We start from the raw sequence: 7,499 nt of genomic DNA, 5'->3' as shown, positions 1-7,499 counted from the left end.
TCATGAAGTCGTCCTCCGTCACCGCGCCGAGGCTACTGCCTGCTCGACACCATGAACGTTCGTGGTCAAGGCACTAGCGCTCGGCCACATGCTCCAGGTATCCAGCGATCGATGCTTCGAGCACCTCTCGCCCGGGCCGGGACCACAACCCGGCATGGAAGACCTCCACCTCGACCGGACCGGTGTAGCCGGTGGCGTCAACCGCCTCCCGGAACCGGCGCAGTTGCACGCAGCCCTCGCCGGGCAACCCTCGCCCGAGCAGGACGCCTTCGGGCAGGGGCGTGATCCAGTCGGCGGCCTGGAAGCAGGCGATGCGCCCTTCCCGGCCGGCCCGGTCGATTTGGGTCCATACCTGGTCGTCCCACCACAGGTGATAGGTGTCGACAACGACCCCCACCGCCTGCGGGGAATAGGGCGACGCGAGATCCAGTGCCTGGCCGAGGCTCGCCACCACGCATCGGTCGGAGCAGAACATCGGGTGCAGCGCCTCGATCGCCAACTGCACGCCGGCGTCGAGAGCGTGGGGTACCAGCGCCCCGATCGCCTCGGCAACGTGCTCGCGTGCCGCGTCGAGGTCGCGGCTGCCGTCCGGCAGACCGCCGGAAACGAGCACCAGCGTCGGCGCGCCGAGCGTGGCCGCCTCGTCGATGGCGCGTCGGTTCTCATCGAACCAGCCGGGGGCGTCGAAGAAGCCACCGCGGCACAGCGACGTGACCGCCAACCCGGCGTCGCGTACGAGCGACGCCGTCTTCTCCACGCCGTACGCGGCGGCCTCTTCCCGCCACAGGCCGACGCCGGTGACCCCGGCATCGACGCACCCGGCGACGAGGTCCTCCATCGGCCAGTACTTCGCGGTCGCCTGGTTGAAGGAGAAGCGAGCCAGCGCTTGCGCCCCGGCGCTCACTGCGGCACCCCCACGGTGGTCAGCCAGGCACGTGCCCGGTGCGCGGCCAGTTCCGCGTCGGGCAGCAGCCCGGCGGCGTCGGCCAGCCGCAGGAGTTCGACAAGGTGCCGTGGAGACCGCCCGCTGTGCAGGCCACCGACCATGGTGAAGTGCTCCTGGTGGCCGGCGAGCCAGGCGAGGAAGACGATGCCGGTCTTGTAGTAATAGGTGGGTGCGCCGAAGATGTGCCGGGCCAGCGGTACGGTCGGGGCGAAGAGCTGCTCGTACCGGTCGAGATCGCCCGCGTCCAGTGCCCGTAGGGCGGCCGCCGCCGGTGGCGCGATGGCGGCGAAGATGCCGAGAAGAGCATCCGAGTAGGTCCGGCCAACCCGGCCAGAGGGCTCCGGCCGGGGCCCATCGCCCCGGATCAGGGCGGGGTAGTGGAAGTCGTCGCCGGTGTACAGACGTACGCCCGCCGGCAGCCGGCGGCGCAGCGCGACCTCGAACTCCTCGTCGAGCAGCGACACCTTGATGCCGTCGACCTTGCCCGCGTGCGCGTGGATCAGGGCGAGCACGACCTCGGTGGCCGTGCCGAGGTCGGGTGAGCCCCAGTAACCGGCGAGCGCCGGGTCGAACATGGGCCCGAGCCAGTGCAGCACGACCGGCCCGTCGGCGTGACGTAAGAGTTCGCCGTACACGCTCAGGTAGTCGTCGGGGCTGGTCGCCGCCGCGGCGAGATGGCGGCTGCACATGAGCACGGGTCGGGCGCCGGCGTCCTGGACGTCGTCGAGCTGCTCGCGGTAGGCCTTGCGCACCTCGTCGAGGGTGGCGGGGCCGTCGGGCAGCTGATCGGTGGCCACTCCGGCGACGATCAGGCCGCGGGCCTCGCGTGCTTCCCGGGCGCTGCGCCGGACGAGCTCACGGGTCGTCGGATAGTCCAGGCCCATACCGCGTTGGGCGGTGTCCATCGCCTCGGCGACGCCGAAGCCGTGCCGCCACAGGTGGTGCCGGAACGCCAGGGTGGCGTCCCAATCCAGCGCCGCTGGCCGGCCGGGGAAATTGTCAGCTGCGGGGTCGGCGACGACGTGTGCCGCCGCGTAAGCGACACGGGTCGTGAACTGCGGGCCGGGTGCCGCGAACTCGGCGCCCGCGCCGCTGAGAACCAGCCGTCCGCGCGGCAGGGTGACCGCATTGTTCATCGATCCAGCTCCGGGATCTCGATGCGCCGGCCCTCACGGGCGGCCTGCACACCCAGCTCGGCGAGTTGGACGCCGCGGGCACCCGCCCACAGATCCCAGGTGTAGGGCGTGTCCTCGACGACGTGGCGGAGGAACAGTTCCCACTGGGCCTTGAAGCCATTGTCGAATTCGTCGTTGTCGGGCACCAGCTGCCATTGGGCGCGGAAGTCCTCGGTGGATGGCAGGTCCGGGTTCCACACCGGTTTGGGGGTGGTGGCCCGGTGCTGGATACGGCAGTTGCGCAGGCCCGCCACCGCGCTGCCGTGTGTGCCGTCGACCTGGAACTCCACGAGCTCATCGCGGTAGACACGCACCGCCCACGACGAGTTGATCTGCGCGACGATCCCACCCTCGATCTCGAAGATGCCGTACGCGGCGTCGTCGGCGGTGGCCCGGTACGGCGCGCCCTCCTCGTCCCAGCGTTGGTCGATGTGGGTGGTGATGTGGGCGGTGACTGCGGTGACCCGGCCGAAGATCTGCTCCAGCACGTAGTGCCAGTGCGGGAACATGTCGCAGGTGATACCTCCGCCGTCGGCCACCCGATAGTTCCAGGACGGGCGTTGCCCGGGCTGCCAATCGCCCTCAAAGACCCAATAGCCGAATTCCCCGCGGATCGACAGCACGCGGCCGAAGAAGCCACCCTTGACCAGCCGATCGAGTTTGCGCAATCCAGGAAGGAAGAGCTTGTCCTGCACCACGCCGTGTTTCAGGCCGGCCGCGTCGGCCCGGCGAGCCAGATCGACCGCGCCGCTGAGGTCCTCCGCGGTCGGCTTCTCGGTGTAGATGTGCTTGCCGGCTTCGATCGCGGAACGCAGCGACTTCTCCCGCTCGCTGGTGACCTGGGCGTCGAAGTAGATGTGCATGTCCGGGCGGGCGAGGCTGGTCGCGAGGTCGGTGCTCCAGCCGGTAAGGCCGTGCCGGTCGGCGATCTCGCGCAGCTTGGTCTCGTTACGTCCGACCAGGAGCAGTTCGGGCCACAGTCGGCTGCCGTCGCGCAACGGCAGGCCGCCCTGCTCACGAATCGCCAGCAGTGACCGGACGAGGTGCTGCCGGTAACCCATCCGCCCGGTGACGCCGTTGATCACGATCCCGATCGTGGTACGGGACATGCAAGGCCTCCTTGGTAAGCGCTTTCCTGGTACCGTAGCCGTCGGCGATCCCCGAGGGCAAGGGCTTTCCTCACTCTCCGCTATGATGCGGGAAAGGGGTTGCTGGCATCACGGGGAGGGGTCTACATGGCGACGCTTGCTGATGTCGCACGCCGGGCGGGCGTCTCCCCGGCCACCGTGTCCCGCATCGTCAACGGCAGCAGCAAGCCGGTGGCGGAGGCCCTGCGCCTGCGGGTCCTCGCGGCGGTCGAGGAGCTGCAGTACGTGCCCAACGCCCACGCCCAGCTCCTGGCGCGCTCGCACCGCAGCGCAATCGGCGTCATCGTGCACGACGTCTCCGACCCGTACTTCGCCGAGATCACCCGTGGCCTGCAACGGGTGGCCACCGAGAACGGCCGGCTCGTCATCATCTGCAACAGCTACCGACAGCCGGACAAGGAACTGGAGTACGTCGAACTGCTGCGCGCCCACCAGGCCGCCGCCATCATCCTCACCGGCTCCGGCTACCACGACGACGCCTTCACCACCACGCTCAACAGCAAACTGCGGGTCTACCAGGCCACCGGCGGGCGCATTGCCGTCATCGGCAGACACGAATACGTGGGCGACGCCGTGGTACCCGACAACGAGAAGGGCGGCTACCTTCTCGGCGACGAGTTGTACACGCTCGGCCACCGGCGGATCGGCGTCATCGCCGGCCCAAAGCAGCTGACCACGACCACCGACCGCATCGTCGGCCTGCGCCGCGCCGCCCGCGACCACCGGCGGCAGATCCCCACCCGACGCATCGCCTACGGCGACTTCGACCGCACCAGCGGAGCCGCCGCGGCGGCCGCGCTGCTCGACGCCGAGCCGAACCTGACCGCCATCGCGGCGCTCAACGACTCCATGGCCGTCGGTGCCCTCGCACTGCTGCGCTCCCGTGGTATCGCCGTGCCCGACGAGATCACCGTGGTCGGCTTCGACGACATGCCGATCGCCTCCGACGTGACTCCCACGCTCACGACCGTCCGGCTTCCCCTCGCCGAGATGGGCGCCTGCGCCGTCACCCTCGCGCTGCAACCGCCGGCCGACGGCGACGGGCCGCGCATCGAGCAGATGGGCGCGGAACTCATCCGGCGGGAGAGTTCCGGCCCGCCCCGGCCATGACGTCGTTCAGCATCTATCAATGACCGTGCCGGGCGGTTGCCCGGTGCCGTACCCGTCGCACCCATCCGTTGCCTGACCTGAGCCGGGCGCGACGTCGCGAGGTCCTGGCGGCGGCTGACCGCGCCTACCGGAGCAGCGCGATGCGGCTCGCGGGAACGTACGGGGAACGGGCCTGTCGTCGGCTTCCTCGCTCACCGCCTTCGCAGTCCCGGCCGGGTGGCCGGAGCCAGCACACCCGCCGGGCGCGAACCGTTCTCTCTCGCGAGGGACGTTGGCCAGCGGATCTTCCCTGGGTCGCGAGCAGGGGGCGGCAACCGCCATTGTGCCTGGTCAAGCCCTATTCGCTGCGGCGCCTGAGAGGCCCATGCCGCGGATCCTTGACGGGCTGTGACCTCCCTTGACCGTCGTCGTAACTTTTGCTTAACTTGGCAAGCGCTTTCCTAGGAAAAGGCTTACCCGGGTACATCGTCAAGATCAGGTAACTGTTCGCGGTTCCGTATCCACCTGGGAGACAACATGGATCGCAGCACAGATCCCCCGCCCACAAGCCGCCCGCGACTCGCGCGAAGGCTGCTCGGCGTGTCGGCCGCCATCGCGCTCATCCTGCCGCTCGCCCCGACCACGGCCAACGCGGAGCCGAAACCAGCCCCGCGCTTCAACGCACTGGTGTTCTCGAAGGTCACGAACTTCTACCACAGCTCCATTCCGGCCGGGATCGAGGCGATCGAGGAGCTTGGCAGGGAGCACAACTTCGCCGTCACGGCGACGGATGACGCGAGCATCTTCACCGACAAGGGTCTTCGCCCGTTCGACGTCATCATCTTCAACAACACGAACTCCACGCCCGAGCGCGGGGCGCTGCTCAACGCCGACCAACGAGCGGCGTTCCAGCGCTTCATCCGGGGCGGGGGTGGCTTCGCCGGCCTGCACGCCGCCACCGCCAGCGAGCGCGACTGGGACTGGTACGAGCAGCTCGTCGGCGCCGAGTTCGAGAACCACCCGAGCCCGCGCCCCGGGCGGATCGAGGTCCTCGACCGGGCCCACCCGTCCACCGCGGACCTTCCGCAGCTGTGGGAGCGCACGGAGGAGTGGTACAACTGGCAGGCCTCGCCGAACGGTAACGTCCACGTCCTCACCGAGATCCGGACGACGGATAATCCGAGCGGCCTGAACGAGGGCCCCGAGCACGCACACTCCTGGTGCCAGGTCTACGACGGTGGCCGGTCCTGGTACACCGCCAGCGGACACCACGCCTCCGCTTTCTCGGAGCCCCTCTTCCGTGAGCACCTGCTCGGCGGCATCGAGTGGTCCGCCGGGGTGGCGCCGGGCGACTGCGGCGCCACCGAATGGGACAGCTTCCGCACGGTCAAGCTCGAGGGCGACGCCACGATCGCGGATCCGTACGAGCTCGCGCCGCTGCCGGACGGCCGGGTCATGTACATCCAGCGGACCGGGCAGATCAAGCTGATCCACCAGGACCAGAACCCGCCGGTCACCTCCCTCGCCGGCGACCTGCGCCTGAACCTGGACACCGGCCGGCACTCCGACGGCCTGGTCGGCCTGACCATCGACAACGACTTCGCCGACAACGGCTGGGTCTACCTGCTGTACACCGACCCGGTGGCACCGGGGCAGACCGGGGCGAACTTCAACCTGTCCCGGTTCACCCTGACCGGGGACACGCTCGACATGGCCAGTGAGAAGAAGCTGCTCAGGTTCCCGATCTGGCGTAACGAGTTGCGCGCGAACGTCCACATGGCCGGCTCGCTGACCATGGACGACGCGGGCAACCTGTACGCGGCGACCGGTGACAACGCGGACCCGTTCGAGCAGCAGGGCTACTCGCCGCTCGACGAGCGTCCGGGCCGGCGCGCGGCGGACGCTCAGGCCACCGCAGGTAACACCAACGACCTGCGGGGCAAGATCATCCGTATCCACCCGGAGGACGACGGCACGTACACGATCCCGGCGGGCAACCTGTTCACCGGCGCCGAGCAGGGCGGCGGCAAGACCCGGCCGGAGATCTACGCGATGGGCTTCCGCAACCCGTTCCGCATCAACTACGACCGCGAAGCGAAGGCGCTTCTCATCGCGGACTACGGCCCGGACGCGAGCACCACGAACCCGCTGCGCGGTCCTTCCGGCATGGTGGAGTTCAACCGGGTCACCAAGGCGGGCAACTTCGGTTGGCCGTACTGCGTCGGCCCGAACGTGCCCTACGTCGACTACAACTTCGCCACCGGGCAGTCGGGTGCGCCGTACAACTGCGCCGCGCCAGTCAACGACTCGCCCAACAACACCGGCCTGACCAACCTCCCCCCGGCCCAGCCGGCCGACATCTGGTACACCAGCGACCGGCGCGGAGACTGGGGTCTGGCGGAGTTCCCCGAGCTCCGGGGCGGCGCGCCGATGTCCGGCCCGGTCTACCAGTACGACGAGAACCTCGACTCCGACACGAAGTTCCCCGAGTACTACGACGGCAAGTGGTTCATCTCCGAGTACGGCGCCAACTGGTACAAGACCATCAGCGTCCTGGACGAGGCGGCGCCCAGCGACAGGTTCCCCTCCCTCGACGCCGGGGATCCGCTGTCGATCAACTCCTTCCTGCCGAACCAGGAGTACCACGGACCGTTCGACTCCGAGTTCGGACCGGACGGGTCGCTGTACATCATGGACTTCGGCGACGGCAGCGGGGTCGGTCGCGGCTCCCACAACCGGAACGCGGGCATCTACCGCATCGACTACATCGGCGGCCCGCAGCCGACCACACCGCGAGACCGGTGCTTCGACGGCCACGGCACCAACGAGGTCGTCTCGTTCGGCACCGTCAACTCGGGCGTGCCCAACTACGACTTCGGCGACGGCTGCACCTTGCTCGACGTCATCGGGCACGAGGCCCCATTCACCAACCACGGCGACTTCGTCAGCACCGTCAGCGACGTCGCCAACCAGTTCCAGGCGAAGGGCGTCATCACGGGCCGCGAACACGGCAGCCTCGTGAACGCCGCCGCACGATCCAAGGTCGGCAAGTAGCCGACAAGCGGCGTCAGCCGGAGCGTGCGTAGCCACGCTCGCCGGTCCGCACCGTAGCCGACGGTGCGGACCGGCCTCCGGGCAATG

The 7,499-nt window shown here is 69.1% G+C and carries 5 protein-coding genes; 2 read left to right on the top strand and 3 right to left on the bottom strand.

Annotated elements, in window-relative coordinates:
- Window positions 1-73: 73 nt before the first annotated feature.
- From ACTMS0_RS27055 to ACTMS0_RS27045, 3 genes are read right to left on the bottom strand one after another with little or no spacing between them, the layout of a single operon-like run.
- The gene (locus tag ACTMS0_RS27055; protein WP_441158091.1) at window positions 74-883 is read right to left on the bottom strand and encodes a sugar phosphate isomerase/epimerase family protein; all 810 of its coding nucleotides are present in this window, start codon (window positions 881-883) and stop codon (window positions 74-76) included.
- A gap of 17 nt (window positions 884-900) precedes the next feature.
- Complete coding sequence (locus ACTMS0_RS27050) at window positions 901-2,082, bottom strand: dihydrodipicolinate synthase family protein (RefSeq protein ID WP_441158089.1); 1,182 nt, start codon at window positions 2,080-2,082, stop codon at window positions 901-903.
- Window positions 2,079-3,230: a Gfo/Idh/MocA family protein gene (locus ACTMS0_RS27045; RefSeq protein ID WP_441158088.1), complete on the bottom strand. Its 1,152-nt coding sequence runs from the start codon at window positions 3,228-3,230 to the stop codon at window positions 2,079-2,081. Before ACTMS0_RS27045 ends, ACTMS0_RS27050 begins: the two co-directional genes overlap by 4 nt.
- 126 nt (window positions 3,231-3,356) lie before the next feature.
- Here ACTMS0_RS27045 and ACTMS0_RS27040 point away from each other — a divergent pair, with 126 nt between their 5' ends.
- Window positions 3,357-4,379 (top strand): LacI family DNA-binding transcriptional regulator, encoded by a 1,023-nt coding sequence (locus ACTMS0_RS27040; protein WP_441158087.1) that lies wholly within the window; start codon window positions 3,357-3,359, stop codon window positions 4,377-4,379.
- 579 nt (window positions 4,380-4,958) lie between these two features.
- Window positions 4,959-7,412, top strand: a complete 2,454-nt coding sequence (locus ACTMS0_RS27035; RefSeq protein WP_441158086.1) for a ThuA domain-containing protein — start codon at window positions 4,959-4,961, stop codon at window positions 7,410-7,412.
- Window positions 7,413-7,499 lie beyond the last annotated feature (87 nt).

The organism is Micromonospora sp. H33 (assembly GCF_052068455.1).
Taxonomy (GTDB): domain Bacteria; phylum Actinomycetota; class Actinomycetes; order Mycobacteriales; family Micromonosporaceae; genus Micromonospora.
The sequence above is the reverse complement of the archived record's forward strand: the minus strand, read 5'-3'. Positions and strand labels throughout refer to the sequence as shown.